The organism is Verrucosispora sp. WMMD1129, from assembly GCF_029581255.1.
GTDB lineage: Bacteria > Actinomycetota > Actinomycetes > Mycobacteriales > Micromonosporaceae > Micromonospora > Micromonospora sediminimaris.
This window is the reverse complement of the sequence record NZ_CP120741.1, coordinates 4,530,503-4,556,897: the sequence shown is the minus strand read 5'-3', so window position 1 is coordinate 4,556,897 and position 26,395 is coordinate 4,530,503. Positions and strand designations below refer to the sequence as shown.

21 protein-coding genes and 1 tRNA gene are annotated in these 26,395 nt (G+C 71.5%); 10 read left to right on the top strand and 12 right to left on the bottom strand.

The window, feature by feature from the left end; translation table 11 throughout:
* Nucleotides 1–58: 58 nt before the first annotated feature.
* The 8 genes from rho to argS all read right to left on the bottom strand — a co-directional run bounded on the left by rho (nt 59) and on the right by argS (nt 13,591).
* Nucleotides 59–2,050, bottom strand: a complete 1,992-nt coding sequence (gene rho, locus O7624_RS21215; protein WP_282237003.1) for a transcription termination factor Rho — start codon at nt 2,048–2,050, stop codon at nt 59–61.
* Between the two features lie 297 nt (nt 2,051–2,347).
* The gene (gene thrB / locus O7624_RS21210; RefSeq protein ID WP_282237002.1) at nt 2,348–3,292 is read right to left on the bottom strand and encodes a homoserine kinase; all 945 of its coding nucleotides are present in this window, start codon (nt 3,290–3,292) and stop codon (nt 2,348–2,350) included.
* A gap of 47 nt (nt 3,293–3,339) precedes the next feature.
* Nucleotides 3,340–4,578 carry an MFS transporter gene (locus O7624_RS21205; protein ID WP_282237001.1) on the bottom strand — a complete coding sequence of 413 codons (1,239 nt, stop codon included), beginning with the start codon at nt 4,576–4,578 and terminating at the stop codon, nt 3,340–3,342.
* An 89-nt stretch (nt 4,579–4,667) separates the two neighbouring features.
* Nucleotides 4,668–7,961 (bottom strand): efflux RND transporter permease subunit, encoded by a 3,294-nt coding sequence (locus O7624_RS21200; RefSeq protein ID WP_282237000.1) that lies wholly within the window; start codon nt 7,959–7,961, stop codon nt 4,668–4,670.
* Between the two features lie 117 nt (nt 7,962–8,078).
* Nucleotides 8,079–9,128: a threonine synthase gene (thrC, locus tag O7624_RS21195; RefSeq protein WP_093405528.1), complete on the bottom strand. Its 1,050-nt coding sequence runs from the start codon at nt 9,126–9,128 to the stop codon at nt 8,079–8,081.
* 35 nt (nt 9,129–9,163) lie between these two features.
* Nucleotides 9,164–10,486 carry a homoserine dehydrogenase gene (locus tag O7624_RS21190; RefSeq protein ID WP_093405384.1) on the bottom strand — a complete coding sequence of 441 codons (1,323 nt, stop codon included), beginning with the start codon at nt 10,484–10,486 and terminating at the stop codon, nt 9,164–9,166.
* On the bottom strand, nt 10,483–11,868 hold the full coding sequence (gene lysA / locus O7624_RS21185; RefSeq protein ID WP_282236999.1) for a diaminopimelate decarboxylase: 1,386 nt from the start codon (nt 11,866–11,868) through the stop codon (nt 10,483–10,485). Before lysA ends, O7624_RS21190 begins: the two co-directional genes overlap by 4 nt.
* Nucleotides 11,869–11,926: 58 nt before the next feature.
* Entirely contained in the window at nt 11,927–13,591 is a 1,665-nt protein-coding gene (gene argS, locus O7624_RS21180) for an arginine--tRNA ligase (RefSeq protein WP_282236998.1), read from the bottom strand.
* Between the two features lie 100 nt (nt 13,592–13,691).
* Between argS and O7624_RS21175 the strand changes: the two genes are divergently transcribed.
* From O7624_RS21175 to O7624_RS21145, 7 genes are all read left to right on the top strand, one after another.
* A complete protein-coding gene (locus tag O7624_RS21175; RefSeq protein WP_282236997.1) occupies nt 13,692–14,510 on the top strand; it encodes a DUF3105 domain-containing protein in 819 nt (272 codons plus the stop codon).
* A 1-nt stretch (nt 14,511) separates the two neighbouring features.
* A complete protein-coding gene (locus tag O7624_RS21170; protein WP_282236996.1) occupies nt 14,512–15,165 on the top strand; it encodes a DUF305 domain-containing protein in 654 nt (217 codons plus the stop codon).
* A 171-nt stretch (nt 15,166–15,336) separates the two neighbouring features.
* A complete protein-coding gene (locus tag O7624_RS21165; RefSeq protein WP_093405373.1) occupies nt 15,337–16,029 on the top strand; it encodes a winged helix-turn-helix domain-containing protein in 693 nt (230 codons plus the stop codon).
* Nucleotides 16,030–16,088: 59 nt separating this feature from the next.
* Nucleotides 16,089–16,160 (top strand) — tRNA-Arg (locus O7624_RS21160).
* 326 nt (nt 16,161–16,486) lie between these two features.
* Nucleotides 16,487–17,020 (top strand): SigE family RNA polymerase sigma factor, encoded by a 534-nt coding sequence (locus O7624_RS21155; RefSeq protein WP_282236995.1) that lies wholly within the window; start codon nt 16,487–16,489, stop codon nt 17,018–17,020.
* Entirely contained in the window at nt 17,007–18,167 is a 1,161-nt protein-coding gene (locus O7624_RS21150; protein ID WP_282236994.1) for a hypothetical protein, read from the top strand. The genes O7624_RS21155 and O7624_RS21150 overlap by 14 nt, the downstream gene beginning before the upstream one ends.
* Before the next feature lie 177 nt (nt 18,168–18,344).
* On the top strand, nt 18,345–18,938 hold the full coding sequence (locus tag O7624_RS21145) for a DoxX family membrane protein (RefSeq protein WP_282236993.1): 594 nt from the start codon (nt 18,345–18,347) through the stop codon (nt 18,936–18,938).
* 67 nt (nt 18,939–19,005) lie between these two features.
* Here the strand turns inward: O7624_RS21145 and O7624_RS21140 are convergent, their stop codons facing one another.
* Together O7624_RS21140 and O7624_RS21135 are read right to left on the bottom strand one after the other, a co-directional pair.
* The gene (locus O7624_RS21140; protein WP_282236992.1) at nt 19,006–19,968 is read right to left on the bottom strand and encodes an ATP-dependent DNA ligase; all 963 of its coding nucleotides are present in this window, start codon (nt 19,966–19,968) and stop codon (nt 19,006–19,008) included.
* Nucleotides 19,969–20,095: 127 nt separating this feature from the next.
* Nucleotides 20,096–20,866 (bottom strand): isocitrate lyase/phosphoenolpyruvate mutase family protein, encoded by a 771-nt coding sequence (locus O7624_RS21135; protein WP_093405524.1) that lies wholly within the window; start codon nt 20,864–20,866, stop codon nt 20,096–20,098.
* 126 nt (nt 20,867–20,992) lie between these two features.
* Between O7624_RS21135 and O7624_RS21130 the strand changes: the two genes are divergently transcribed.
* Both O7624_RS21130 and O7624_RS21125 read left to right on the top strand, forming a co-directional pair.
* Nucleotides 20,993–21,544: a TetR/AcrR family transcriptional regulator gene (locus O7624_RS21130; RefSeq protein WP_282236991.1), complete on the top strand. Its 552-nt coding sequence runs from the start codon at nt 20,993–20,995 to the stop codon at nt 21,542–21,544.
* 36 nt (nt 21,545–21,580) lie between these two features.
* Nucleotides 21,581–23,833, top strand: coding sequence for an MMPL family transporter (locus O7624_RS21125; RefSeq protein ID WP_282236990.1), 2,253 nt, complete (start codon nt 21,581–21,583; stop codon nt 23,831–23,833).
* Between the two features lie 59 nt (nt 23,834–23,892).
* Here the strand turns inward: O7624_RS21125 and O7624_RS21120 are convergent, their stop codons facing one another.
* On the bottom strand, nt 23,893–25,149 hold the full coding sequence (locus tag O7624_RS21120) for an erythromycin esterase family protein (protein ID WP_282236989.1): 1,257 nt from the start codon (nt 25,147–25,149) through the stop codon (nt 23,893–23,895).
* Nucleotides 25,150–25,235: 86 nt separating this feature from the next.
* Here O7624_RS21120 and O7624_RS21115 point away from each other — a divergent pair, with 86 nt between their 5' ends.
* On the top strand, nt 25,236–25,427 hold the full coding sequence (locus O7624_RS21115) for a DUF2795 domain-containing protein (protein WP_093405351.1): 192 nt from the start codon (nt 25,236–25,238) through the stop codon (nt 25,425–25,427).
* A gap of 4 nt (nt 25,428–25,431) precedes the next feature.
* Here O7624_RS21115 and erm read toward each other — a convergent pair whose 3' ends face one another.
* Nucleotides 25,432–26,229 carry an ErmE/ErmH/ErmO/ErmR family 23S rRNA (adenine(2058)-N(6))-methyltransferase gene (gene erm, locus O7624_RS21110; protein ID WP_282236988.1) on the bottom strand — a complete coding sequence of 266 codons (798 nt, stop codon included), beginning with the start codon at nt 26,227–26,229 and terminating at the stop codon, nt 25,432–25,434.
* Between the last annotated feature and the right edge of the window lie 166 nt (nt 26,230–26,395).

Here is a 26,395-nt window from a genome sequence, read left to right as displayed (position 1 = left end):
CGCGTAGGGGGCGTGGCCGGCCGGCCACGCCCCCTACGTCGATCTTCGTCGGTGGACGTTACTCCCCCGGCGTCGACTTGGCGATCTGCATCAGGAACTCGATGTTGGTACGGGACTGCTTCAGCCGGTCCAGCAGGAGATCCAGGGCCGCCTGCGAGTCCAGCGAGTGCAGCACCTTGCGGAGCTTGTGCACGATGGCCAGTTCCTCCGGCGCGAGCAGGATCTCCTCCTTACGCGTACCGGACGGGTGGATGTCGATGGCCGGGAAGGTCCGCTTGTCAGCGATCTTCCGGTCCAGCTTCAGCTCCGCGTTACCGGTGCCCTTGAACTCCTCGAAGATGACCGTGTCCGCCATGGAACCGGTCTCCACCAGGGCGGTGGCGAGGATGGTCAACGAGCCGCCGTTCTCGATGTTGCGCGCCGCACCGAGGAACCGCTTCGGCGGGTACAACGCGGTGGAGTCGATACCACCCGACATGATCCGGCCGCTGGCCGGCGCAGCCAGGTTGTACGACCGGCCGAGCCGGGTCACCGAGTCGAGCAGCACGACCACGTCGTGCCCCAGCTCGACCAGGCGCTTGGCCCGCTCGATCGCCAGCTCGGCGACGGTGGTGTGGTCCTGCGGCGGGCGGTCGAACGTGGCCGCGATGACCTCGCCCTTGACCGACCGCTGCATGTCGGTGACCTCTTCGGGCCGCTCGTCCACCAGCACCACCATCAGGTGGCACTCCGGGTTGTTGTGCGTGATGGCGTTGGCGATCGCCTGGAGCACCATGGTCTTACCGGCCTTCGGCGGCGAGACGATCAGCGCCCGCTGCCCCTTGCCGATCGGCATGACCAGGTCGATGACCCGGGTGGTGAGGATGTGCGGCTCGGTCTCCAGCCGCAGCCGCTCCTGCGGGTACAGCGGGGTGAGCTTGTAGAACTCCGGCCGGCGCTTGGCCTCGTCCGGCTCCATCCCGTTGATGGTGTCCAGCCGGACCAGCGGGTTGTACTTGTCGCGCCGCTGCTCGCCGTCGCGCGCCGCCCGGACCGCCCCGGTGATCGCGTCACCGCGTCGCAGGCCGTACTTCTTGATCTGGGACATCGACACGTAGACGTCGTTGGGGCCGGCCAGGTAGCCGGTGGTCCGGACGAAGGCGTAGTTGTCGAGCACGTCCACGATGCCGGCCACCGGCACGAGCACATCGTCCTCGCCGACCTGCGGCTCACGGCCACCGTCGCCGGAATCGTTGCGGTCACCGCGGCCCCGCCGACGATCCCGGAAACGGCTGCGCCGGCTGCGCCGACCGCCGCTCTCGCCGTCGTCGTCACCGTCGTTGTCCCGCTCGGCTCGCTGTCCACGGTCGCCACGCTCGGCCCGCTCACCACGATCGCCGCGCTCGGCACGGTCGCCACGCTCGCCGCGCTCGGCGGCGCGATCGCCACGCTCACCACGCTCACCGCGCTCACCACGGTCGCCACGGTCGCCACGCTCGGGACGCTCACCGCGATCGGCACGCTCACCGCGATCGGCACGCTCTGCGCGATCGGCACGCTCAGCCCGCTCGCCACGCTCGGCGCGTTCAGCACGGTCGGCGCCACGGTCACGGCCGGACCGGCCCTCGGACCGCTCGCCCTCGGCGGCGGTCTCCTCCGCACGCGGTTCCGCCACGGCGGTCCGGCTACGCCGGGTACGGCCGCGCCCTTCGCTCTCGACGCTTGCGGCCGGCTGTTCGGCACCACGGCGCTCGGCCTCCGGCCGCTCACCCGTGTCTCGTACCTCCGCGTGCACCTCCTCGCGGACCGGTGCGGCGGCCGCCGCGACCTCGGCCCGTGGACGAGGGGCTCCGGCAGCGCCGCCCTGCCGCTCGGTGATCGCGCTGATCAGCTCGCCCTTACGCATGCGAGCCGTCCCCGAGATGCCGAGCGACGCGGCCAGGCTCTGCAGCTCCGGCAGCAGCATCGCCGACAGACCGGTGCCGCTGCGCCGACGGCGGGCGGGGGCAGCGGTGGTGGCATCGCCAGCGACGTTGGAAACATCCGACGTCACGTCGGTGGTGTCGCTCAATGGATTCCTTCCCTCGATAGGCCGGGACTGCCCGGAATCGAAAACAGGTGGCCGGGCGGCCTCGGTACACCCGCCTCGCATGACGCTTCGCGGGAGTCTGCAACACAGCAGCCGGTCGGTCTCCCGACCCACCAGATGGAGCGGTGAGCGGGGTTTCGCCGTCTGCGGCGACCAGTGAAGACTGCGGTGCGGCGTGGGCCTAGGCAGGGGTGACGGGCTTACCGCCGAAAGCTTCGGGGGTGCGCCGACCCGCAGGGAGATCGCATGCTTCGCGGCTGTGCTAAGTCTAGAGCGTAATCAACTCTTGCGACCTGCGGCAACAGGGTCCCGCTCCGCGTGTCCGAGTCTACCCCGCTCGACCTGCGCCCCGCATACATCTACCGGCAACCGCAGCAGCCGCCAATCTGTTCCCGCGTCAAATCCTACCGGCAGCTCAGACAGCGCGAGCACGCTGGGGCCGGCCCCACTGACCACGGCCGCCACACCGGCCGCACGCAACCCGTTGACCAGCGCACTTGTGCCCGGCATCGACGGCGCCCGCCAATCCTGGTGCAACCGGTCGGCGGTCGCCGGCAGCAGCAGTGCCGGCTGCGCGGTCAACGCGTGCACCAGCAGTCCCGCGCGGCCGGCGTTGAAAGCGGCGTCGCCGTGCGGCACCGTGGCCGGCAGCGCCGCGCGGGCCGTGGCGGTCAGCCCGCGCTCGGTCGGCACCAGCACCGTGGGGCGTACGCCGTCGGCCACCGGCAGCGACACCGCCCGCGCGCCGGCCGGCTCCGTCCAGGCCAGGGTGAAGCCACCGAGCAGGCACGGCGCGACATTGTCCGGATGGCCCTCGATCTCCGCGGCCAGCCGCAGCACCGCGTCGTCGTCGAGGCGGCTCTCCCCCTCCACCACCAGCGCCCGGGCCAGCAGCACCCCGGCGACGATCGCCGCCGACGAGGAGCCGAGCCCGCGCGCCTGCGGGATCCGGTTGACGCACTCCACCGCCAGCCCGGCCGGTTGCCCGCCAAGGACGTCGAAGGCCACCCGCATGGCGCGTACCACCAGATGCCCGTCGTCGACGGGCAGGTCGCCGGCACCCTCGCCGGTCACCGCCACCGTCACGCCCCCGGCCGTCACCTCGGCGGCGACGTCGTCGTGAAGCGCGAGGGCCAGCCCGAGCGCGTCGAAACCCGGCCCCAGGTTCGCACTGGTGGCGGGGACCCGGACCCGGACCGGTTCGGCGACGAATCTGATCGACACGCCGCCCATGCTAGTGGGGCCACAGACGTCCACCGGGCCGGACCTGGCTACCGGTTCTCCGCGACGGCGGGTGGCGACGTGGCGAGCGACAGACGCCGGGTCGCGATCCGCCAGCCGATCGCATAGACCAGGGTCACCAGGCCGCAGCCGGCCAGTACGACCCGCTCGTCGACGACGTCCACGACCACGGCCACCACCAGTTGACTGACGGAGATCGCCAGGGTCGCCAGCATCATGTCGGTGGCGAAGACCCGACCCCGTAGCCGGTCCGGCACTTCGCCCTGCAGGGCGAAGTTCGACATCACCCAGTTGCTGCCACCGGCGAAGTGGGCCACGAAGACCAGGACCAGCACCAGCGGGAACCAGGCCGTCACCGAGGTGCCGAGGTAGGCCAGACCGTACGCCGACATGGACAGTGCCAGGCCGGGCAGCAGCCAGGCGCGGTTGGTCAGCACCCGTCGCATCATGATCGGGCCGACCAGCGCGCCGGCGCCCCGGACGGCGAACAGCAGACCGGCACCGAGCGCGCCGACCCCGTACACCCCGGCGAGCAGCGGGAAGACGGTAAGCACACCGTTGCCGAGACCCACCGCCGACTTGACCGTCACCAGCGCCAACACCCGGGGACGGCGCCCGATGTAGACAAGCGCCTCGCGGATCGCCGCCCAGGTCTGCGGTGGACTCGCGCCCCGCTCGCGGGGTGCCTGCAACGGACGGCGGATGAGCGTGGCCAGACTCGCGGCGATCACCAACCCGACGGCACCGACCCAGAAGCACGCGTACGGTCCGGCCGCCGCGCTGAGTACCCCACCGAGTGATGCGCCGACGACGGTCATCGTGCCCCACGCCGAACCGGCCACCGCGTTGCCGGCGGCCAGTTCATCCGGATCGAGCACGTTCGGCAGCGCCGCCTGGGCAGCCGGCGAATAGAACGCCTTCGCCACCGCGACCACGCCGATGCCGAGCAGCGCCAGCCAGGCCGTGCCGGCATCGCGTACCCCGAGCAGCAGCAGGACACCGACCAGCGCGGCGCCGTTCGAGACGATCATGATCGTGCGTCGGTCGAACCGGTCCGCGATGGTGCCGGTGTACGGCAGCAGCAGCGCCACGATGCCGGTGTCCACCGCGAGCACCAGGGCACCCCACACGCCACTGCCGGTCAACTTCGGCAGCAGCACCAGCAACGGCACCATGACGAACCAGTCGGCACCGAAGACCACCAGCTCGGCCAGGAAGAGGTTGCGGAAGTTCCGGTTGCGGGTGAGGACCGAGAGGGTGGACGCCACGGAGCGGACCATACCCGGCCACCGTCAACGGTTGCGTCGCAGCGCGGACAGCGCCCCGGAGGGCCCGAGGACCCTCCGGGGACGCCCGGTCACTCGTTCGGCGGGAACGGTGAGTTGCGGGTCTTCGGCAGCCGGAGCACCTCGAACTGATCGGTGTTCTCGATCAACGCGCCGGAGGGCGCCGCCGGCACCGGCCGGCTCTCCCGCCGGTCCGCGTCCGTGGCACCGATCCCCGCGCCCACCGGCACCCGGCCGGTGGTGTCCGACGCCGGGCCATCGGCCTCGTCGACCTCGCCACCGCCCGATCCCTCGGTCGGGTCGCCGTACCGTCGCCGCCGCCACGCCCGGACCGACACCTTGGTGTCCTCCACCATGGCGTAGAGCGTCGGCACCAGGATCAACGTGAGCAGGGTGGAGGTGAGCAGGCCGCCGATCACCACGATCGCCAATGGCCGCGAGATGAAACCACCCTCCCCGGTGAGCCCGAAGGCCATCGGCGTCAACGCGAAGATCGTGGCTATCGCGGTCATCAGGATCGGCCGCAGGCGGTGGCGTCCGCCCTCGACCACCGCCTCCCGCACCCCCATGCCCTGCGCCCGGTACTGGTTGACCAGGTCCAGCAGCACGATGGCGTTTGTCACCACGATGCCGACCAGCATGAGCACGCCGATCAGCGCCGGCACGCTCAGCGCGGTGCCGCTGGCCAGCAGCAGGGCGACCGCGCCGGTGGCGGCGAACGGAATGGAGACCAGCAGGATCAGCGCCTGGACCACGCTACGGAACGTCGCCATCATGATCAGGAAGACGATCGCGATCGCGGCGAGCACGGCCAGGCCCAGATCGGCGAAGGTCTCCCGCTGCTCGGCGCTGACCCCGCCCAGGGAGAACGTGGCCCCCGGTACGTCGATCGCGTCGAGGCGGCTCTGCAGCTCGGTGCTGATCGCGCCCAGATCGGAGCCGGTGACCGTGCCGGTCACCGAGACGCTGCGCTCACCGTCGATCCGCCGTACCTGCTGCGGGCCGGTGGTCTCCGTGACATCGGCGATGTCGTCCAGCTTGACCGCGCCCACCGGCAGAGCCCGCAGCTCCGCCAGGGTCACCGGCGGTGCCGGCGACAGGCGCAGCACCACGTCCCGGGCGGCGCCCTCGACGGTCACCTGACCCAGCGGCGTACCACGGAACGCCTGCGACACCAGCTGACCGACGGCGGCCTCGGTGAGCCCGGCCCGGCTGGCCGCCTCGCGGTCGACGGTCACGTCGACCCGAGGTACCCGGTCGGCCAGGGTGGTCGAGACGTCCTCGACTCCGCCGATGCCGGTCAGGGCCGTCTCTGCCTCCTTCGCGGCGGCGGCCAACACCTCGGGGTCGGCGGCCCGCACGATGACCGCCAGCTCGTTGGCGGACGCCCCGCCCTGGCCCGCCGGGAACGTGATCTCTCCGGCCTCGGTACCGAGCGCCGCGAGCCGGTCCCGCAGCACTCCGCGCATCGCCTTCGCGTCGGTCTCCCCGCCGAGACGCAACGCGTAGTTGGCCACGTTGTTGCCGGCGCTGCCGGCCCAGGGGGCGTCGCCGCCACCAGCGGTGACCTGGTACGACTCGATGCCCGGAGTCTCCGCCAGCACCGCCTCGACCCGACGGGCCGCCGCGTCGGTGCCGGCCAGCCCGGTGCCCACCGGCAGTTCCTGGCGGACGTTGAGAGTGTCCTGGCCGGAGTCGTCGAGGAAGTTCGTCTCCAGCTGCCGGGCCAGCCCGAAGGTGCCGAACAGCACCAGCAGGCCCGCCGCCAGGGTCGCCCATCGGTAGGCCCGCCGCCCGGTGGCGAACCGGATCACCGGCAGGTACGCCCGCTGCAACGGGCTGCGCAGCTCGCGCTCCTCCGCCGCCCGACGGACCGCCGCCCCGTCGGCCGCACCACTGACCGGCTTGAGGAACCAGTACGCGAGCACCGGGATCACCGTCAGCGACACCAACAGCGAGGCGAGCAACGCCACGGTGACCGTGATCGCGAAGGGTGCGAAGAGCTGACCGACGAAACCACCGACCAGGGCGATGGGTGCGAAGACGGCAACCGTGGTCAACGTCGACGCGGTGACGGCACCGGCCACCTCGCGTACGGCCGTGAGAATCGCCTGCCGCTTCGACCCGCCGTACGTCAGGTGCCGCTTGATGTTCTCCAGCACGACGATCGAGTCGTCCACCACCCGGCCGACCGCGACCGTCAACGCGCCGAGGGTGAGCAGGTTGAGCGAGTAGTCACCGATCCAGAGGGCGATCAGCGCGACCACCACCGACAGCGGGATGGAGACCGCGGTGACCACAGTGGAGCGCACCGACAGCAGGAACACCAGGATGACCACCACGGCCATGATCAGACCCAGCAGACCTTCGGTGCTCAGCGTCTCGATGGATTTCTCCACGAACGGCGCCTGGTCGAGCACGACGGTCAGCTCGGCACCGGTGGCGGCGCGCAGATCGTCGAGCCGGTCGGCGACCGCGTGCGAGATCTCCACGGCGTTGCCGTCCGGGTCGGCGGTGACCGCGATGCCGAGACTCTCCCGGCCGTTGGTACGGGTGATGGCGGTGGCCGGGGCGAGTTGCTCCTCGACCGTGGCGACGTCGCCGAGTCGGACCGGACCGGCCTTCTTGACCGGCGGAGCGACGATCACACCGCGCAGCTCGTCCAGGGTGGTCAGCGGTGCGCCCACCTGGACCGGCAGGGTGCGCTCGCCGTCCAGCACCGCGCCGGCCGGCACCGCCACGCCGTTGGCCCGCAACGCGGTGCCGATCGCGGTCGGCTGCACCTTCGCCTTCGCCAACTTCGCCGGATCCGGTGTGATGACGACAAGTTCGTCCCGGACGCCGGTCAGCTCGACGCCACGTACGCCGTCGATCGCCGCCAGTTCCGGCACCACGGTGTCCCGCAGCTTTCCGGCGAGGGTCCGCTCGTCGTCGTCGCCGGACGCGGCCAGCACCACCGCCGGCAGGTCGTCGGTGCTGCCCGCGATCACCTGCGGGTCGACGCCCTCCGGCAGGCTGGTCCGGTTGATCGCGGTCTGCATCCGGCTGACCATGTCGTCGAGTTCGGTGCCGAACTCGTACTGCACCTGGATGGTGGTCAGGCCCTCACGAGAGGTCGAGATGACCGAGTCGAGACCGGAGATGCCGCGCAGGCTGTTTTCGATCGGCTCGGCGACCTCGGACTCGACGACCTCCGGTGCGGCGCCGGGGTACTGGGCCACGATGAAGGCGGCGGGAAACTCCAGCGACGGTAGGAGTTGCTGCTTCAGTGACGGCACGGCGTACACACCGAACGCCGTGGTCACCACCGCGATGAGGGCTACCAGCCCTCGGTTGGCGAGGCTGAATCTGGCGAGCAGCGACATCGCGTGGCTCACTCCTGAGGGAGACGGTCGAGGGGTACGAGCAGTGTGCCCGACCCCGAGGGTCTGCCGATCTCCGGGGCGGCCGGGGTGCCGAGCCGCAGCGGGGCGGACCGGGCCTCAGGCGAGATCGAGGGAGCGGGCGGCGACGAGTGGATCGTTGGCGATGGTGACGGGAGCGGGAGCTGTGGAGATGGCCCACTCCGGATCCTTCAGACCGTGCCCGGTGACCGTGCAGACAACCGTGCCCCCGGCCGGCACCCGGCCGGCGGCGGCCTGCTGGAGCAGACCGGCGACGCTGGCCGCGCTGCCCAGTTCCACGAAGACACCGACCTCCCGGGCCAGCAGTCGGTACGCGGACAGGATCTCCCGATCGGTGACCGCCGCGATCAGGCCGCCGGAGGTGTCCCGCGCGTCCAGGGCCTTCGTCCAGCTCGCGGGGTTGCCGATCCGGATGGCCGTGGCGATGGTGGACGGCTCGGCCACCACCTGCCCGGTCACGATCGGCGCCGCACCGGCCGCCTGGAAGCCGTACATCTTCGGTCGCCGACTGGCGTTGCCGGCGTCATGGTCCTCCGTGTAACCCATCCAGTACGCGGAGATGTTGCCGGCGTTGCCCACCGGCAGGCAGTGGATGTCGGGTGCGTCGCCGAGCGCCTCGACGATCTCGAAGGCGGCCGTCTTCTGACCGTGCAGCCGGTCGATGTTTACCGAGTTGACCAGGGCCACCGGATAGTCCTGGGCGAGCTTGGCGGCCAGCGCCAGACAGTCGTCGAAGTTGCCGTTGACCTGGAGCAGCTTGGCACCGTGCACGAGCGCCTGAGCCAGCTTGCCCAGCGCGATCTTCCCCTGCGGCACGAGGACGGCGCAGGTCATCCCGGCCCGGGCCGCGTACGCGGCGGCGGAGGCGCTGGTGTTGCCGGTGGAGGCGCAGATGATGGCCTTGTTGCCGGCCTCGACCGCCTTGGAGACGGCCATCGTCATGCCCCGGTCCTTGAAGGAGCCGGTGGGGTTCGCGCCCTCCACCTTGAGGTACACGTCGCAGCCGAGCCGGGCGGAGAGCACCGGCGCCGGCAACAGCGGCGTGTTCCCCTCGTGCAGGGTGACCACCGGCGTGGCATCGGTGACCGGCAGCCGGTCCCGGTAGGCGTCGATCAGGCCACGCCACATCTCGCTCTCCTCGCCTCTGCGATTGATCCGGCCGCTCACAACCCGCCCTCGACCCGCAGCACGCTCGCCACCGAACGGACGATGTCCAGTCCACGCAGCTGCTGGACGGTCGCGGCGAGCGCCGCGTCCGGGGCGACGTGGGTCACGATGACAAGTACGGCGTCACCGGCCGCGCCGGCGGCACCGGCGGCCGGCCCCTGCCGGACGGTGGCGATCGAGACGTCGTGCCGGGCGAACACCCCGGCCACCGACTCCAGCACACCGGGCCGGTCAGCCACGTCGAGGCTGATGTGGTAGCGGGTGAGCGCCTCCCCCATCGGCCGTACGGGCAGGTCGGCGTAGGCGGACTCGCTGGCCGCGCGGACCCCGGCGAGCCGGTTGCGGGCCACCGCCACCACGTCCCCGAGCACCGCGCTGGCGGTCGGCGCCCCACCGGCACCCCGGCCGTAGAACATCAACTGCCCGGCCGCCTCCGCCTCCACGAAGACCGCGTTGAACGCGTCGCCCACGCTGGCCAGGGGATGGGTCACCGGGATCATCGCCGGGTGCACCCGGACACTCACCGCCTCCCGGCCCTGCCCGTCGGCACCCCGCGCGGCGATGCAGAGCAGTTTGATCGTGCAGCCCATCGCCTTGGCGCTGGCCACATCCGCGGCGGTGACCTCGGTGATGCCCTCGCGATGCACGTCGGCGGCGGCGACCCGGCTGTGGAAGGCGAGCGAGGCGAGGATGGCCGCCTTGGCGGCGGCGTCGAAGCCCTCCACGTCGGCGGTCGGATCGGCCTCGGCGTAGCCCAGCTCGGTCGCCTCTTCCAGCGCCTCGGCGAACCCGGCACCGGTGGCGTGCATCGCGGAGAGAATGAAGTTGGTGGTGCCGTTGACGATGCCGGTGACCCGGGTGATGCGGTCGCCGTGCAGCGACTCGCGCAGCGGGCGCAGCAGCGGAATGGCCCCGGCCACGGACGCCTCGTAGTAGAGGTCGCCGCCCCCCTCGGCCGCCGCGTCGTGCAGGGTGCCGCCGTCCTCGGCGAGCAGCGCCTTGTTGGCGGTGACCACGCTCTTGCCGGCCCGCAACGCCTCCACCAGCCAGCCGCGCGCCGGCTCGATGCCGCCGACCACCTCGACCACCACGTCGACGTCGTCCCGCTTGATCAGCCCGAGCGCGTCGGTGGTGAACAGAGCCGGGTCCACCGGCAGGTCACCGCGGTCCCGTCCGATCCGGCGTACGGCGATGCCGGCGATCTCCAACGGAGCACCGACGCGGGCGGCGAGGTCCGCCGACTGCTCGTGCAGCAGCCGGATCACCTCGGCACCGACGGTGCCGCAGCCGAGCAGGGCGAGGCGTACAGGTGACGTCATCCCACATCCAAAGCGAGCAGGTCCTCTTCGGTCTCCGGTCGAACGATCAGCCGGGCCCGGCCGTTGCGAACCGCGACCACGCCGGGGCGGGGCACGTGGTTGTAGTTGCTGGCCATGCTGCGGCAGTACGCGCCCGTGCCGGGCACCGCGACAAGATCTCCGGGCTGCACGTCGGCGGGCAGGAATTCATCCTTCACCACGATGTCCCCGGACTCACAGTGCTTTCCCACCACGCGGGCGAGCATCGGGCCGGCGACGCTCCCCCGGGAGGCCAGGGTCGCCGAGTACGACGCGTCGTACAGGGCGGTCCGGATGTTGTCGCTCATCCCGCCGTCGACGCTGACGTACGTCCGGATGCCATCGACATCCTTGACCGTACCCACCTCGTAGAGGGTGAACACGGCCGGGCCCACGATCGCCCGGCCCGGCTCGATGGACAGGTGCGGTGTGGCCAGCCGCTCCGCCGCACACTCCGAGTCCACGATCTTGCGTAGCCGCTTGGCCAGGTCGTGCGGGGCCGCAGGATCGTCCTGCGAGGTGTACGCGATACCGAAACCGCCACCGAGGTCGAGTTCGGGCAGTTCGACGCCGCGGGCGTCGCGGATCTGCGCCTGAAGGGCCAGCACCCGGCGGGCGGAGACCTCGAAGCCACTGGTGTCGAAGATCTGCGAGCCGATGTGCGAGTGCAGGCCGCGCAGCTCCAGCACACCCTCGTCGAGCACGCGCAGCGCCGCGCTCAGGGCCGCCCCACCCGCGAGGGAGAAGCCGAACTTCTGGTCCTCATGGGCGGTGGCGATGAACTCGTGGGTGTGCGCCTCCACCCCGACGGTGACCCGGATCAGCACCCGGGGCCGTACGCCGCGTTCACGGGCCAGCGCGGTGAGCCGGTCGATCTCGTGGAACGAGTCGACGATGATCCTGCCCACCCCGACGTCGAGGGCCCGGGTCAGCTCGGCCACCGACTTGTTGTTGCCGTGGAAACCGATCCGCTCGGGCGGCATCCCACCGGCCAGCGCCACGGCCAGTTCCCCGCCGCTGCACACGTCGAGGAACATGCCTTCCTCGGCGATCATCCGGACCACCGCCCGGCAGAGGAAGGCCTTGCCGGCGTAGTAGATGTCCTCGTCCGGGAAGGCCGCCTGGAAGTCCCGGCAGCGCGAGCGGAGGTCGTCCTCGTCGAGCACGTACACCGGGGTGCCGTACTCGGCGGCGATGTCGCGTACGCCCAGGCCCGCGACGGTGAGCGCGCCGTCGGCGCCGCGCGTCACGTTGCGGGGCCACAGCTGCGGCACCAGGGCATTTACGTCGTCCGGCGTACGCAGCCAGGCCGGCCCTCGGTTGCCGATGTCGCCGTGCAGCGCGCCTGCCTCATGAGCCCGCATCAGTGCCTCCCTGGGTTCGCGGCTGCGGGGCGCGCAAGCTCACTCCTCGCGCTCACGACTACATCCGCTCCGGCGCCGAGACGCCGAGCAGGCGCAGCCCGTTGGCGATGACCACCCGGGTCGCGTCGTTGAGCCAGAGCCGGGCCCGGTGCAGGTCGGTGACGGCCTCGTCGCCCCGGGGCAGGATCCGGCAGTTGTCGTAGAACCTGTGGTACGCCCCGGCCAGGTCCTCCAGGAAGCGGGCCACCCGGTGCGGCTCGCGCAGCTCGGCGGCGGCGGCCACGACGGCGGGGAACTCGGCCAGCGCCTTGAGTAGTTCGTTCTCCTTCTCATGGTCGAGCAGCTCGGGCCGGAACGACGCCGCGTCGCCCCGGGTGAGGCCGACCTCGGCGGCGTTGCGGCCGACGCTGGCCGTACGGGCCGCCACGTACTGCACGTAGTAGACGGGGTTGTCCCGGGTGGCCCGGGTCCACAGCTCGATGTCGATGTCGATCGGCGAGTCGCTGGAGTAGCGGGCCAGCGCGTAGCGGGAGGCGTCCACCCCGATCGCGTCGACCAGATCCTCAAGGGTCACCACGGTGCCGGCCCGCTTGCTCATCCGTACCGGCGCACCGTCGCGGACCAGGTTCACCAGCTGGCCGATGAGGATCTCCAGCGTCTGCTCGGGGTCGTCACCGAAGCAGGCCGCCATCGCCTTCATCCGGCCGACGTAGCCGTGGTGGTCCGCCCCGAGCATGATCACGACGCGGTCGAAGCCACGCTCGCGCTTGTCGAGGTAGTAGGCGCAGTCGGCGGCGAAGTAGGTCCACTCACCGTTGGACTTGCGCAGTACCCGGTCCTTGTCGTCGCCGAAGTCGGTGGTGCGCAGCCAGGTGGCGCCCTCGGAGTCGAAGAGGTGGCCCTGCTCGCGAAGCCGGGTCAGGGCGTGCTCCAGCTCGCCGCGATCGTGCAGGTCCTTCTCGTTGAAGTAGGTGTCGAACTCGACCCCGAAGTCCCGCAGCGAGGACTTGATCTCCGTGAACATCAACGCGACGCCCTCGACCCGGAAGACCTCCTGGGCGGCGGCGTCGTCCAGGGTCAGCACGTCGGGCCGCCGGGCGGTCACCTGCTCGGCGATCTCCGCGAGGTACGCCCCGCCGTAGCCGTCCTCCGGCGCCGGCTCGTTCCGGGCGGCGGCGAGCAGCGAGCGGGCGAAGCGGTCGATCTGCGAGCCGGCGTCGTTGAAGTAGTACTCGGTGCCGACGTCTGCGCCGGTGGCCCGCAGCAGCCGGCTCAACGCGTCGCCGACCGCCGCCCAGCGGACGCCACCGATGTGCACCGGACCGGTCGGGTTGGCCGAGACGAACTCCAGGTTGATCTTCAGGCCGGCGAGTCGGTCGCTTCGGCCGTACTCCTCACCCGCCTCGACGATCGAGCGGGCGAGCTGTCCCGCGGCGGCGGCGTCGAGCCGGATGTTGAGGAACCCCGGGCCGGCGATCTCGACCGATTTGATCCCCGACGTACTGGCCAGCTCGGCGGCCAGCGCGGCAGCCAGCTCCCGGGGCGGCAGCCCGACCTTCTTACTCAGCTGAAGCGCCAGGGTGGCAGCGTAGTCGCCGTGCTCGGGATTGCGCGGCCGCTCGACCGTGGTGTGCTCCGGCAGCGCGGAGCGGTCCAGCTCTCGGTCGGCGAAGACGGCGTGAGCGGCGGCGAGGACGGCTTCGGCGAGTTCTGCAGGAGTCACCGAACCATGTTATCGGGGGTAGACTCGGTCCCCGCGGCGGCGACCCAGCATCCGAACCCGGCCCGCCAGAGCCCCTGACCGACCGACCTGACGAGGCACGATGAGTATCAGCACCCCGGGCGGCCCGGAACGCCGCCCGACCGTGGTCAGCACCGGCAAGAAGCCGGCGGCGGGACGGCCGGCCGCCGGCGCCAAGGCGACCGGAGCCAAGGCTGGCCCCAACAAGTCCGGATCGGCCCAGCGCGCGGGGGGCGGCAAGGGGCCGCGTAAGCCGATCACCCCGGTGAAGGTGAGCCAGGGCCGGTCGTGGGGGCCGATCGCGCTCTTCGTCGCCGTCGGCGTGCTCGCCACGTCGATCATCGGGTTCGGGGCCTGGGCGACCTTTAAGGGCAGCCAGTCCTGGGAGGACAAGGCCGCCGACATCGCGGGCATCATCAACTACCGCGAGAGCGACCCGGACAGCCTCACCTACGAGTCGCACCAGTCCGGCAAGATCGAATACAAGTACACCCCGCCGGTCGGTGGCGCGCACAACAACGCCTGGCAGCGCTGCCTCGGCGATGTCTACGACGCGCCGATCGCGGCCGAGCACGCGGTACACAGCATGGAGCACGGCGCGGTCTGGCTCACCTACCGCCCGGACCTGCCCGCGGCCGACGTCGAGAAGCTGGCCAGCGTGATCCGGGGCAACGACTTCATGCTGATGAGCCCGTACGAGGGGCTGGACTCCGCCGTGTCGCTCCAGGCGTGGGGCTACCAGCTCAAGGTCGACAGCGCCGACGACCCGCGGATCAAGGAGTTCGCCACCACGCTGGCACAGAACGCCTCGATCGAGCCGGGCGTGCCCTGCTCCTCCGGCAACTACACCACCGGCACCGGCACCGAGCCGCGCGAGTTGGCTCCGCCGACGGGTGGCTGACATGCCCAGCGCGATCCAGGAGGCGCCTCCGACGGAACGCAACGGCACCGAACTCCGCCGGCCGTCCCGGACGCTGCGCTACCTGACCCTGGTCATGGCGGCGGTGCTGCTGCTCGGCATCGGGTGGACGGCCGCGACCCTGATGTCAAACCGGGCCCCGGGTGAGGACTCGGCCGAGGCCGGCTTCGCCCGGGACATGTCCCGTCACCACGCCCAGGCGGTGGAGATGGCCATGATCGCGTACGCCAAGGCACAGAATCCGGCGATCCGGCAGATGGGCTACGACATGGCCCTGACCCAGCAGGCTCAGATCGGTCACATGCAGCGCTGGTTGCAGGAGTGGGAGTTGCTGCCCACCGGCTCGCGACCGGCGATGGAGTGGATGCCCGACGCCGTGCCGGTAGGCCCGGACGGGCTGATGCCCGGCATGGCGACCCGCGAGGAGATCACCCAGCTGCACGAGGCCCAGGGCGTCGAGGTCGACCGACTCTTCATCAAGCTGATGATCGATCACCACCTTGGCGGCGTGCACATGGCCGACGGAGTGCTCAAGGTCTCGGACCGGCCCGAGGTGGTCCGGTTGGCCGAGGCGTCGAAGCAGGCGCAGCAGAAAGAGATCAACGAGCTGCGCCGGATGCAGCCTGCCGGCGGTTGATCCGCTCGTACCCGAACCGACCCTCGCCGCCCCGCTCGACTGTTCGAGCGGGGCGGCGACGCGTAGGCAGCCGAGTGCCACCGGGATCGTCTTCTCCGCCCCACCTTGGGGCCATAAGACCGATTTTCCCTCTAGGGGTTACTTGGAGCGAAGTGCACTCGTTGTCCGGACGTGGGGGTTGCACTCAGAGACGCGCGGCGTTCGGTCACCAGCTGGTGCCGACGCCACACCATCGGCGGTGACGGAGCGGTGGCAGCCGTCCGTCGCGGACAGCGGCAGGGTGAGCCGGGAACACTCAGCCGCGAACAGGAGCTGGAACTGATCGACACCCTTCGGGGCGTCCACCCCGACGCGTTCGGCCTGGACGAGGAGCTGTGGACCCGCCAGAGTCTGCACGCCCTCATCCAGCAGCAGTTCGGTCTGACGCTGGACGTGGGAGTGGTCGGGGCGTACCTGCGGGCCTGGGGGTTGGGGCCGCGCGAGCCCCGCGAGCGGGCCTGCGGGCTCTGCGTCGGGGCGGTCGAGCGGTGGGTACGCAGCGAGTACCCGGCGATCACCCGGGCGGCTCAGGAACACCTGGCCGAGGTGTACTGGGTGGGTCGGGTCCGGCTGCGGGGCACCATGCCGGCGGCCGACGTCATCTCGGCGGTCTCCTCACGGGGGCGGGTCCGGTTCATGGTCACCACCCCGTCGGTCGACCCGCCGCTCCCCCGGGAGTTCGTGCACCGACTCAGTGGTGCCGAGCGGCGGACCGTGCACCTGATCGTCGACGGCTCGTGGGCCCGCAACGAGTGGCCGCGCCGGCTCCCCCGGCGCATCGTGCCGCACCCGCTGCCCAGCTGCGGACGCGCGCTGGCCGCCTGACGCGCCGATACCGATTCGGCGATCGGGTGGGGCGTTTGCTAGTCTTCTCCAGTCGCTGAGCCCCCGTAGCTCAGGGGATAGAGCACCGCCCTCCGGAGGCGGGGGCGCAGGTTCGAATCCTGCCGGGGGCACGAGCTTTGGCGCTCCATGTCCGCTGAGAAGCGCGGACCTGGGGCGCTCGCCATTTCTCCTGGGGCCCGAGCCCCAGACCCCACGGCGGCGGACGCCGGTACCGTCCGACCCTGCCGGCTTCCTCCCGGCCCGAGCCCCGTCCGACCCTGCCGGCTTCCTCCCGGCCCGATCCCCGAACCCCACGGCGGCGGACGCCGACACCGTAGGAGCGTTCCGGCTTTCCTCCCCGACGAGCCCCAAACCTCACCCGGCGGTCGCAGGCAGCGTCGTGCAACTTCTCGGGTCGCGGGCACCGTTCTACCTTCGTCAGAGGGGAGACGGCCGGTTGAAAGCCGCAGACGAGCAAGCGTTCCGAGAATTCGTCAACGCCCAGATGGGAGCACTGCGCAAGCTGGCCTACGTGACCTGCGGGGATTGGCACATGGCCGAGGATGCCGTCGCCAACGCGCTGGTCAAGCTCTATCCGCGTTGGCGGAAGCTGGACCGACCGGACCTGTACGTCAAGACCATGGTCTACCGGGCCGCCATCGACGAGCAGCGGAGACCCTGGCGTCGGGAACGCTCGTCCAGCGATGCCATGCCGGACGTGGCGATGCGGGACCAGAACGGCGTCACCGACGAGCGGTTGCGGATAAAGGCGGCGCTGGACGCGGTGCCGGCCCGCCAACGGGCGGCCGTGATCCTGCGTCACTACCTGGGACTGTCCTTGGAGGACACCGCCGCTGTCCTGGGCTGCAACGTCGGTACCGCGAAGAGCCAGACCTCGCGCGGGCTCGCCAAGCTACGGGAACTGCTGGCGACAGATCGGATCAGACTCACCGGGGATCGGATGGAGGAATGGGAAAGTGCAGTTGCGTGAGGTCGTGGACGTGGTGACGGCGGACGAGCCGCCGCTGTCGCACAGCACCGAAGACATCATCAGGGCCGGACGGAAGGCCGAGCGTCGACGCCGGGCCGGATTCGCATCGGCCGGCGCGGCCGGGCTGGTCGCTGTCGTGGTGGCCGGCGTGTCCGCGCTGCCGCTGGTCACCACGGGACAGACGAGCGAGGTGGCAGCCGGGACCGGCGAGAGCAACGCCGCTCCGCACGCGTTGGCCGAGTGGCCGGACGCCGCGCCGTTCAGCTTCACCTTCACGGCATTCGACGCCGGCAAGCTACGCGTACAGGATCCGATCGTGGCGTCCACGGCCTACCAGATAGCGCGGGTGTACGTCGATGGCATGGTCACCAACGACCGGGCCGTCACCGACCAGGAAGAAAAGCGGTACTCGGAGCAGCGGAAGACCGCTGCGGGCCCGTCCGACAAGCATGTTTCCGCCTACCTGACGCTCTACCGGCCGGGTGCGTTCGACCCGTCCGGCACCGAGGGCGGCACCAGCAGCACAGTGGCCGGGCGGGACGCGGTCCAGTGGACCTTCACCAGCCCGGCCGGCCGACAGCTTGCCTGGGAGTACGCCGACGACGCGTGGGCGGTCGTCACCGCGTACACGCACGAGGCCGCCCCCACCTTCGCAGAGCTGTCGGCGCTGGCCACCGCCATGAAGCCAAGCACGCCCGAGGCGGCCACGCTGCCGTTCACGGTGGGCCACGTGCCCTCCGGCTACGCCCCGGTGGAACTCGGCACCCGAGCCACCTCCGGCGTCAACGGCGTCGCCTCGGCACGCGACGGCAACTACGGCGGCGCGGTCTACACGAAGCCGGCCCTGGCCACGACGGGGCTGGCCGCCCCCTGGGGATCCGACGGAGGGAACATCCCGGGTAGCTTCACCGTCTTCGTCACGCCGAGCACCAACTCCAACCAGCAGGCCGAAGCCGGTCGAACGCGATGCCAGCAGAACGACTCGACGTTCTGCAACGTCTGGAGTCCCGACGGCAAGGTGCAGGTGCAGGTCAGCTCCGAGCACCTCTCGGTGGCGGAGACGACCAGGATCGCGGAGTCGGTGACGCTGGCCGACGTCCAGGACCAGGCCACCTGGATCCCGGCGGCAGAGGCACTGGTGCCGTAGCCCCCGGGGCCGTTGGGCGCCGTGTTCCCGACCGGGAGCACGGCGCCCGGTCCGTGCGCCGAGGGGCCTGCCGAGGTCGGGACCTTGGTCCCACCGGCTTCGGGTGTTCCGGCCCGCGCGCGCCGACCCGCACCGGGGCGAGAGTGGTCACGTAAGAAGCTGACCACGGAGGCAACGATGACCATCCACCACGGCACCCACCGATCGATCGAGCGCCCGCTCGAACACGCCGAACTGCCCGGCGCCATGCTGACCACGACCGCCGCCCGGGCCCTTGCCGTGCTGCGGATCTCCACCGGCCTCGTCTTCATCTGGGCCTTCCTCGACAAGACCTTCGGCCTCGGCTACGCCACCCCGGCCGAGCGAGCCTGGATCAACGGCGGATCGCCGACCAAGGGCTTCCTCGCCAACGTCGAGGTGGGACCGTTGCAGTCGGTGGCCCATTCGATCGCCGGAACGTGGTGGGCGAACGCCCTCTTCATGGTCGGCCTGGCCGCGATCGGCCTCGTCCTGATCGCCGGCGTCGGCCTGCGGGTGGCGGCCGCCTCGGGCACTCTGATGATGGCGCTGATGTGGCTGGCCGAGTTCCCGCTGGCCAGGTTCACCGCCGGTGGCGACCCGACCGGCTCCACCAACCCGGTGGTCGACTACCACCTGATCTACGCCGTGGTCCTGGTCGCCCTGGCCGCTGCGTACGCCGGGCACACCTGGGGTCTGGGCCGGCTCTGGGCCCGCCTGCCCTTCGTGCAGCGCCACCGCTGGATGATCTGAAGCCCGACCCGCTGCGGGGCCGGACCGTCACCACGGTCCGGCCCCGCGCGGCCCGTTGTCGCGGTCCTCAGTCGGTGGCGGCGCGTCGGGCACGGGCCCGGCGGCGCCCCTCGTGCATGGCCTGCACCCTCGGCACGGGGATGGCCCGGCCCTCCTCGATCAGCTCGCCGGGGAGCCGCTGGGGTGCCGGCATCAACTCGCTCCACGGGTCCCGCTGCGCCACCAGCGCCGGGACCGTCCGGACGGTGAAGTCCGCAGCGGTGACGGACTCCAGGTCCGGCCAGGGCACCGGGAAGGAGACCGGCACGCCGGGACGCAGCCGGGGGCTGTACACCGACACGACGGTCGCGCCGCCGGTGCGGGTGGGATCGACGAAGACCTTGCCACCCCGGTCCTCGCGGATGAACGCGGTGGTCGCCAGCGCCGGATCCAGGCGCTCCGCCCGAGCCGCGAGAGCCCGGGTGGCCGCGGCCAATTCCTCGGCGTCGGGACCGGGTTCGACCGGGACGAAGACGTGCACCCCCTTGGCACCGCTGGTCTTCACCGCACCCGCCAGTCCGGCGTCGGCGAGCGCCTGCCGGACCAGCAGCGCGGCCGCCACCGCGGCCCCGAACCCACCGGTCTCCGGCGGATCGAGGTCCAGCACCAGGTGGGTGGGACGGCTCAGGTCGTCGGCCACGGCCAGGGTGGGGTGGTACTCGACGGCCCGCTGGTTGGCGAACCAGAGCAAAGTACGGCGGTCGTCGCAGAGCGCGTACGCGATCTCCCGGCGGGACGCCTCGGCCCAGATCGACACCCGACGCACCCAGTCCGGGGTGTAGCGGGGCAGGTTCTTCTGCATGAACGGCGGCTGTCCCGGGCGCACCCGGACCACCGACAGCGGACGGCCACGCAACTGCGGGACGAGCCGGTCCGCCACCGCGTCGAGATAGTCGACCAGGTCACGCTTGCGCTCTCCCGACCCGTCGAACAACTGCTGGTCGAGATTGGTCAGCGCGACCCCGTCCCGGTTGTCGTCAGCCCCGCTCATCCGATCACCATCCCGGCCGGACGCCCGGCGGTCAACCGGAACGGCGCGCCGGATCCGTCCACGCCGTCAGCTCGCCAGCGTCAGCGGAACCTACCTGCGGGCGACCGCCCGACGGGCCAGCCACCGCTCAGGCGAGGGGATCTCCGGCGGCGACGGCGGCGAGCAGGCGGGTGATGTGGGCGCGGGTCGCCGCGTACAGGCCGGAGCCGTAGCTGATCCGGGCCACCCCCAGGGCGGCCAGTTCCGATTGCTCCGGCGCAGCGGGTCGGGCCAGTACGTTTACCGGTGCCGCCACGGCCTGCACGAAATCCGGCAGTTGCGTCCGGTCGGCCAGCAGGATCGGGTAGACGCAGTCCGCCCCGGCGGCCAGGTAGCGGCGCGCCCGGCGGATCGCCTCGGTGAGCCGTTCGGCCGGTGCGCCGCCGGGCCGTAGGAAGACGTCCACCCGGGCGTTCACGACCACCGCGACCCCGGCGTCGTCCGCCGCCGCCCGCACGCCGGCCAGCAGGTCGGCCTGTTCCTCGGCGTCGACCAGGACGCCGGTACGCGGATCCGAGTCTTCCAGGTTGAGCCCGACCGCCCCGCTGTCGAGCAGCCGGGAGACCAGTTCGGCCGGGCGCAGACCGTAGCCCCGCTCCAGGTCGGCGGTGACCGGCACGGCGACCGTGCGGGCGATCCGGGTCACGGCCGCGAACATCTCCCCCGGCGGGATGCGCTCGCCGTCGGCGTACCCGAGCGACTCGGCGACGGCGGCGCTGCCGGTGGCCACCGCCGGAAAGCCGGCGTCGACGACCGCCCGGGCCGAGCCGGCGTCCCAGGCGTTGGGGAGCACCAGCGGGTCGCCGGGGCGGTGCAGGGCACGAAGCGCGACCGCCCGGGCCGCCGTCGAGTCGGTCACGATCGGATTCTCGGCCCGGCGGGACGCCCATCCGGAGAGCCAATTCGGCACCGCTGGCTGTGGGGAACGCCACTGATCTGACCGATCGGTCAGCCTCTGACCGATCGGTCAGGCATGCTGAGAGTCATGGCCCGCACCACCCCGCAGACCCACGGCGAGATCCTGGCAGCCGCGGCGAGACGTTTCGCCGCCACCGGCTACCGAGGCACCTCGTTGCAGGACATCGCCACCGAGGTGGGCTGTTCCAAGGCGGCGGTGCTGTACCACTTCGCCAACAAGGAGGCGATCCTCACCGCGCTGATGGCGCCCGCGATCGAGGTACTGCGGTCGCTCGACGACCGGATCGCCGCCCAGCCCGGGCCGGCCGCCGCCCAGCGGGTCGCCGCCGAGGGCTTCGTCGATCTCGCGGTCCGGTTCCGCAGTGAGATCGCCCTGCTCCGGGGCGAATTCCCGGAGCTGCTGCAACAGCCCGTCTTCGCCCACATCCAGCAGATCTCCGAACGGCTCATCGATGCGCTCGCCGGGCAGTCCGCGCGGGCCTCCGCCCGGATCACCGCGCTGGTGCTGCTCGCCGGCATCGCCGAGACCTGCGGCGAGTTCGCCGACGTGCCCGACCAGGAACTGGGCGACGCGCTGCTGGCCCTGCTGCGGCGGGCGCTTGAGCCGCCCGTCCACTGACCCGTCCCACCATCCACGACCGAGGGAAAGGACCTCATGGCGACCCTGCTCTACCGGCTAGGCCGGGGATCGATGCGTCGGCGGCGACTCGTCGCCGCGATCTGGCTCGTCGTACTCGTCGGGCTCGGCCTGGCAGCAGCGACCCTGCGCGGCCCGACGGCCAGCAACTTCACCATGCCCGGAACCGAGTCGCAACGCGCGCTCGACCTGCTCGACGAGCAGTTCCCGGCGGCGGCCGGCGCCACCGGCACCATCGCGGTCAAGGCACCGGCCCCGGGGCAGCTCGGCACACCCGAGGGCCAGGCAGCGATCCGGTCGATCACCGAGGAGGCCACGACGGTCCCGGGTGTGCTCGCCGCCATCGACCCGTTCCAGGTCGGCTCGGTCTCACCCGACGGCCAGTACGCGCTGATCCAGGTGCAGTTCAACGACGGCGCCGACCAGATCACCGATGAACAGCGCGAGGCGTACGAGGAACTCGGTACCCAGGTCGAGGCCCAGGGTTGGCAGGTGGCACCCGGCGGTGAGGTGCTCAACACCGAGCCCGAGGTCGGCTCCACCGAGGCGATCGGCGTCGCGGTGGCCCTCGTGGTCCTGGTGGTCACCTTCGGCTCCCTGGTGGCCGCGGGCATGACGATGCTCAACGCGCTGATCGGCGTCGGCGTCGGCATGGCCGGCCTCTTCGCACTCAGCAGCGTGGTCGAACTGACCAGCACCGCACCCATCCTCGCGTTGATGCTCGGCCTGGCCGTCGGCATCGACTACTCGCTCTTCATCACCTCGCGGTACCGACAGAACCTGCTCGACGGCATGCCGGCGGACGAGGCGATCGGCCGGGCGGTCGGCACGGCCGGCTCGGCGGTGACCTTCGCCGGGGCCACTGTCGTCATCGCCCTGGCCGGTCTCGCGGTGGTGAACATCCCGTTCCTGACCGTGATGGGTCTGGCCGCCGCCGGCACGGTCACCGTCGCGGTGCTGGTGGCGATCACCCTGCAACCGGCGCTGCTCGGTTTCGCCGGACGCCGGGTGCTGCCCCGCCGGTTGCGCTCGTCGGTGCCGGTGGCCCTGACCGCCGACGACCTCCCGGACGACGCCGCCCGCCGCAGCGACGTGACCACCCACCGCGCGGCACCGGAAACCGCCACCAACGGCAGCGAGGACACGTCTGCGTTCGGCTTCCGTTGGGCCCGACTGGTCACCCGGCTCCGGATCCCGGTGATCCTCGTCGGCCTGCTCGGCCTGGGGCTGCTCGCGCTGCCCGCACCGGACATGCGCCTGGCGCTGCCCGACGCCGGTACCGCTCCGGTCGGCTCCGCCGCCAGGGTCTCCAACGACCTGATCACGGAGGGCTTCGGCCCGGGCTTCACCGGCCGTCTCGCAGTGGTTGTCGCCGGCGACGACGCCGCCGCCACCGCCGCAGCCGTTCCGCAGGTCACCGCGCTGGTCCAGCGCACCGACAACGTGCTCGCCGTGGCACCGCCGCAGCTCAGCCCGGACGGCCGGACCGCGCTGCTCGGGGTGATCCCGCAGACCGGCCCGACCGACCCGGCCACCGAGACGATGGTGCACGACATCCGCACCGCCGTCGGCGGTATCCAGGGCGCCGACGTACTGCTCACCGGTGTCACGGCGATCGGCATCGACATCTCGGAGAAACTCTCCGACGCGTTGCCGATCTATCTGGCGCTGGTGGTCGGCCTGTCGATCCTGCTGCTGATGCTGGTGTTCCGCTCGGTGCTGGTGCCGGTCAAGGCGGCGCTGGGTTTCCTGCTCACCGTCGCCGCCACCTTCGGCATCACGGTCGCGGTCTTCCAGCAGGGGCACCTCGCCGACCTGGTCGGCCTGGACACTCCCGGCCCGCTGATCAGCTTCCTGCCGATCCTGCTGATCGGCATCCTGTTCGGCCTGGCCATGGACTACGAGGTGTTCCTGGTCTCCCGGATGCGGGAGGACTTCGTCCACGGTGACACCGCCCAGCAGGCCACCATCAACGGGATGGGGCACGGGGCACGCGTGGTCACCGCCGCCGCCCTGATCATGACCTCGGTCTTCGGCGGCTTCATCTTCCTCGACGACCCGGTGATCAAGTCGATGGGCTTCGCGCTCGCCATCGGTGTGGCCATCGACGCCTTCGTGGTCCGGATGACCATCGTCCCGGCGGTGATGTCACTGCTCGGCAAGGTGGCCTGGTGGCTGCCCCGCTGGCTGGACCGGGCGCTGCCGAACGTCGACATCGAGGGCGAGAAGCTGCGCGCCAAGCTCGACGACAAGGTCGGCGCCGACGCCTGACCAGCACGGCGACCCGGCCCTTCACCGAACGTCCGGTGGAGGGCCGGGTCGGCACCGGCTCAGACACCCGCCGGGTAGGTCTCCATCTCGCCCGGAGCGGCCAGCGCGGGCAACGGATGCAGCGCAGTGGTCTCGTCGCACCAGATGAAGGCGTCGTAGCGTTCCCCGAGCCGGGTCGGCACGTAGTTGCCCCACGACTCGAACGACGGGTCGTACACCACCCCGATCGCCCGGTGGTCGAGCGTGTCGGTGACCCAGCCCGGCTGGTCCGGACCGCCGAAGACCAGCACCGCGCGCTCGGGCATCAACTCGTGCAACCGGTGCTCCAGCGAACCGGGTCGGGCCGGCGGCACCACCATCGCCTCCGAAGGCGAGCCCCAGCGCGGCGCGGCGATCACCGTGCCCCGCCAACTGCCGAAGCCGATCAACGCCACCTGGTCCGCGCCGTGGCGTTCCCGCGCCAACTGGCCGATGTTCACCATCCCGTCGGCAGCCATGTCGGTCGCCCGCGCGTCACCGACGTGCGTGTTGTGCGCCCACACGACGCCCCGGGCACCCGGCCCGTAGCGGTCGAGCAACCGGTCCAGGGTGTCGGTCATGTGGATGTCCCGGACGTTCCACGACCCGGGCCCACCGGCCACCATCTCCCGGTAGTAGCGCTCCGCGCCGGCCACCACCTCCGCGTTCTGCCAGGCCGAGAAGGCACCCGGCCCGTCGGTGGCGGCGTGTTCGCGGGTACGGGCCAGCAGCCGGATCACCTCCTGCTCGCACCGGGCGGAGACGAACCGGCTCGCCGCGCCGTACTCCTCGACCCGCTTGCCGTACGGCTCGAAGCAGCGGTACGCGTCCTGGGCGGCCTCCAACGACGCCGGCTCCTCCTCGCCGAGGTAGTCGAAGATCGCCTGCATCGACTCCCAGAGGCTGTAGACGTCGAGACCGTGGAAGCCGACCCGGGCCCCCTCGGCCCGCTCCATGTTCCAGGCGCGCAGCCACCGGCAGAAGCGGGCCACCTCGGCATTTGCCCACATCCACGTCGGCCACCGCTCGAAGCCCTCCAGCGCGGTCTGCGGCTCGGCCACCCCGCCGGGGGCGCCGGTCACCGAACGGTGCACCCGGTCGCAGTCCGGCCAGTCACCCTCGACAGCCACGAAGGAGAAGCCGCACTCGGCGACCAGCCGCCGGGTCAACTGCTCCCGGATGCGGTAGTAGTCGTAGCTGCCGTGCGTCGCCTCCCCGATCATCACCACCCGCGTGTCCCGGACACGCTCCAGCAACGGATCGAGGTCGCTCGGCGCACCGAGCCGCTGTACCAGCATGCCTGCGGCTACCCGGCACCCCGACGGGCAAACGCAGCGGCCCGCCGGGGGTGTGCCGGGGCACCTGCGCGGGTAGATCGGACAGCATGACCGACAGCGGTGCCGCCCTGCACGAATACCTCGCCGGGCTGGACTATCCCGTCTCCCGCGAGGACCTGATCCGCTGGTGCCAGGAGAACGGCGCGAGCACCGAGCAGTTGCAGGCCGTACGTGCGCTCCCGGTGGACCAGTTCAGCTCGCCCACCGAGTTGACCGAGGCGCTGGGCACACTGCCCTGACGGCTCAGCGGGCGTGCAGCAGGCGGTACAGCACCAGCCACTGCTCCGGCCAGACCTGCCCGACCGGGAGGTCCGGGTCGAGCCGGCTGGCGCGCAACGCCGCCGTCAGCCGGGCCCGCGGATACTCGCGGGCCAGCGAGGCCGCGAGCGAGCCGCCGACCCCGCCGAACCCCAGCTCGACCATCCGCCGGTACGCCGGCAGCGCCCGCGGCGGCAGCAACGGCTGCGTCCGGCGCGCGATGCGCAGGATGCCCGCGTCGACCCGGGGCACCGGGCGGAACGCGGTCCGCGGCACCCGCCCGGCGAACCGCCAGTCGCACTCCGGCCAGCTCAGCACCGTCAGCCGGCTCCATCGGCCGTAGTCACCGGCCCGCCGCCGGGCGTATTCCAGCTGGGTGAGCAGGGTGGCCGTGCACAGCATCGGGGCGGCCAGGCACCACCGCACCACGGCTGCGGTCAGCGACCACGGGATGTTGCCGACCACGGCGAACTCCTCCACGGGTGCCGCGACGGCGAGGAAGTCCGCCTGGCGACAGGTGACGTTCGGCAAAGTTGCGCAGACCCGGGCCAGTTCCGTTCCGGCGACGGGATCCACCTCGTACGCCGTCAGTCGGCCGCAGCGCATGGCCAGCGGGCGGGTCAGCTGACCCCGCCCGGCACCCACCTCCAGCACCAGACCGTGCGGGTCGGGGCGGGCGGCGTCGACGAACCGCGCGACGGCGGCCGGATCGGCGAGGAAATTCTGGGAGAGTACGCGACGGGACCGGTCGCGTCCGGTCGTGCGGGTACGGCGGGGCGCCATGGCGTCGTCCTTGTCTGTCGCCGGGTGGCGACGAGAGCGGACAGGCGACCGTCGACGGGGCCTGTCCGAGCGATCGGGACTCGGACGGCCCTGGTGAGATGGCGCGGGAGAACGGCACCGCGATGCAAGACGGTGCCGGAGACGTACGCGGGAGAGGCGTCAGTCG